Below are 3,357 nucleotides of genomic sequence, written 5' to 3' on the forward strand. Positions count from 1 at the left end.
TGGAGGATAGGCTGGCCACGACGGCGGGGGCGCAACCGGAAATTCTCGCTCACCACTTCGGGAATGCGGGTCTGATCGAAAAGGCGGTCTCCTATTGGCAGGAGGCGGGCGAGCGTTCCAAGGCGCGCTCGGCGATGGCAGAAGCGATCAGGCAGATGCGGAAAGCTCTCGATCTCCTCTCCCAGCTGGCGGATACCCCCCGGCGCCAGCGCACTGAACTCGAACTTCAACTCGCGCTCGGTGGCGCGCTGATCGCCGCGACCGGCCATGCGACCGACGAGACTGGACATGCCTACGCGCGGGCGCGCCGTCTTTGCGAGTTGTTGAACGACACGCCCCACCTGCTCAGGGCGCTGTGGGGTGAGTTCGTGCATTACCACGTGCGCGCCGAAGTCAACCGATCGCATCGCGCCGCCGAGGAACTGCTCGACTTGGCCGGACAACAGAATGATACAGCCGCGCTGGTAGCAGGTCACCGGGCGGTCGGTGACAGCTGGCTCCATCGCGGACAATTGGACTCGGCACGCGCACATCTCGAGCGGGGGCTCGCGCTTTACGACCCGGCGCAGCAGCGCTCTCTGACGGTTCTCTTTGCGGAAAACGCCCGCGTGGCGATGCTCTCCTTCCTGTCCTTGACGCTCGGACTTCTTGGGTTCGCCGAGCAGGCCCAATTGCGGAGCACGGAAGCCCTGGCGGAGGCGCGCGAGCTATCACACCCGATCAGCCTCGCTTTCGCGCTGAGCGTCGCCTGTCGGCTGCATTTCGTGCTCGCGGAGCCGCGCACCGTCCTTCGGCGGGCAGAAGAGCTGATCGCGCTGACCACGGAGCAGGGCTTTGCCTTCTTTCTTGCGATGGGAACGACATATCGCGGCTGGACGCTGGTTGAGGCCGGCGACGCACAGGTGGGGATAGATTGGTTGCGACGCGGCATCGACGGGTTCCGAGCGTCCGGCGCGGCATGGATCCTTCCATTCTACCTCGCGCAGCTTGCGACAGCGCACGCGAAGATGGGGCAGCCCGAAGTTGGGCTCGGCCAGCTGTCGGAAGCTTTGGCTCTGACCGAGAAGTCAGGGGTTCGGTGGTTCGAAGCCGAACTGTATCGGCGTCGAGGCGAGCTGTTGCGGACCGCTCGGCCGGGCACCACGGCCGAAGCGGAGGCCGACTTTCACCGCGCCATCACGATCGCGCGCCAGCAGGACGCGAAGCTCTGGGAACTCCGCGCCGCCGCCAGTCTAGTGTCCTGAACCAGAAGTTCGCAACATCGCGTCGTGTTTTGCCGGGGCATTGTACCGGCAGAAGCGTTCGATGGAAGCAAGGATATCATCGGCGGACTTGGTCCATCGGAACGGTTTGGGATCGGCGTTGTGTCGGTCGATGAACGAAGTGATGTCAGCCCTGAGGGCGGCGACGCTGCGATAGACGCCGCGCCTGATCTTCTTGTCGGTAAGGAGCGCGAAGAAGCGCTCGACCTGGTTGAGCCATGACGAACTGGTCGGGGTCAGGTGCACGTGCCAACGCGGCCTTTTAGCCAGCCACCTTTGGATCAGTGGGGTCTTATGCGTGACGTAATTATCCATGACGAGATGGACGTCGAGTTCGCGCGGCACGGCAGCCTCGATCTCGTCGAGGAACTTGCGAAACTCGGCGGCACGGTGGCGTCCGTAGCACTTGCCGATGACCCGTCCGGTCGCAATGTCGAGGGCGGCGAACAGCGATGTGGTACCGTGCCTCGTGTAGTCATGGCTCCTTCGGGCCGGCTGGCCCGGACGCATCGGCAGCATCGGCTGACTGCGGTCCAGCGCCTGGATTTGGGACTTCTCATCCACACATAGAACGATGGCGTGCTCCGGCGGCGAGACGTAAAGGCCCACGACGTCGCGCACTTTGGCCACGAAGTTTGGATCGGTCGAGAGCTTGAACGTCTCCATCCGGTGCGGCTGGAGGCCGAAGGCCCGCCAGACGCGTTGCACCGTCGACACCGACAGGCCACTGGCCTTCGCCATGCCGCGGGAACTCCAGTGGGTGGCGTTCTCGGGGCAACTTTCCAACGTCCTCACGATCACGGCCTCGATGCGGGCATCGTCAATCGTGCGTGGCGCCCCGGAGCGCGGCTCGTCATGCAGCCCGTCCACGCGCCGCTCCACGAAACGACGCCGCCACTTGCCTACCGTCTGCCGGTCCAGGCCTAGCTTGGCCGCCACTTCCTTGTTCTGACCACCTTCCGCGCAGGTCAGCACGATCCGGGCTCTCAGAGCCAGCGCCTGCGCTGTCTTCCGCCGCATTGTCAGCGACTTCAGTTCGGCACGCTCACCATCGCTCAATATCAGGGGGGCAAGTTGCTGGACCGCCATCAGACACTCCGTCGCTGCTCCAGCCTCCAACCCTGGCACAGCGACGCGACTCTACTGCGAATCTACGATTGCGAACTTGTGACTTGGGACACTAGCCCGACTCTGGCGCGACCAGGAAAGGCCCGGTGAAGCACGCGGTCTCCTCGCGGCGGTCTACAGCTGGTTCACCGAGGGCTTCGAGACGCTCGACCTGCAGGAAGCCAAGGCGCTACTGGACGAACTAAGGGCGTAAAATCACTCTGGAGGCGTGGCGCGACGTATGACGTACCGCGTAGGCACTGAAGCTATCTCGGCACCTGGTGCGGAAAGCAGATTGCGGACAGTGCTAAACACGCGGTGGTGCCGAAGACAAAACGGGAGGCATTGGAACCAAGGTCATCTCGCAGGTCCGCTTAGCCCGCCAGAACCGACCGATCCGCAAGTGCCGCCATGCTTTTTTAGTTGCGCCGGGCGTTAGCTACCGGACTGAAGCAAAAACGGATCCACGGACTGAGCTAATCGGGCCGCCAATTGGGCGGCCGTCGGCGTGGACTGCTTTTCGAGGGGCAGCGAGCCGACAGAATTGACCGCCAGCCCAGCACCCGCGACAAAGGCAGCTATCGCAATCGCAATGAGATACCTCATGGCAATGGTCCTTCATCGGTCCCACCAACTAACTGGGCACCCTCAGAAATGGTTCCAGAGCGCTTCCTGAATAGGAGGAAATGCTCATAAACAGACGAACGGCTGACAGGATCCCCGCCACTCTCCCGCCGAGCCTGCTTTGCGCTCGCAGAAAGGTGCCGACTTCCGTTCGTGGGCACTCAGCGGACGTGGTGGTCCCGATGCGTGATGTCCGTAGTTGGGGGAAGACCGGAAGTAGTCGGCCGACGACCAAGATGACGCGATTGACCCAAATGTATGGTCCGGCCGCGCGTTGCAAGAGGTTTCGTCAACCTGGCAGATGCGGTCCTGCATCAATGTATCCGGCCTCTGATTGGAGCGTGTGGTGCTCCGGGCCATCATG

Annotated in this window: 2 protein-coding genes; one reads left to right on the plus strand and one right to left on the minus strand. The window is 63.1% G+C overall.

The window, feature by feature from the left end; genetic code table 11:
* Nucleotides 1-134 precede the first annotated feature (134 nt).
* Complete coding sequence (locus tag C7G61_RS42245; protein WP_145963815.1) at nucleotides 135-1,244, plus strand: hypothetical protein; 1,110 nt, start codon at nucleotides 135-137, stop codon at nucleotides 1,242-1,244.
* Here C7G61_RS42245 and C7G61_RS42250 read toward each other — a convergent pair.
* A complete protein-coding gene (locus C7G61_RS42250; RefSeq protein ID WP_108523369.1) occupies nucleotides 1,233-2,351 on the minus strand; it encodes an IS630 family transposase in 1,119 nt (372 codons plus the stop codon). The two genes, C7G61_RS42245 and C7G61_RS42250, sit on opposite strands and share 12 nt — an antisense overlap.
* Between the last annotated feature and the right edge of the window lie 1,006 nt (nucleotides 2,352-3,357).

The sequence above is a fragment of the Bradyrhizobium algeriense genome, from assembly GCF_003062295.1.
Classification (GTDB): domain Bacteria; phylum Pseudomonadota; class Alphaproteobacteria; order Rhizobiales; family Xanthobacteraceae; genus Bradyrhizobium; species Bradyrhizobium algeriense.

Bases quoted from the DNA above. Each gene is read 5' to 3' on its own strand.
- C7G61_RS42245 (WP_145963815.1), top strand. From the start codon at position 135: ATGGCAGAAGCGATCAGGCAGATGCGGAAAGCTCTCGATCTCCTCTCC.
- C7G61_RS42250 (WP_108523369.1), bottom strand. From the start codon at position 2,351: ATGGCGGTCCAGCAACTTGCCCCCCTGATATTGAGCGATGGTGAGCGT.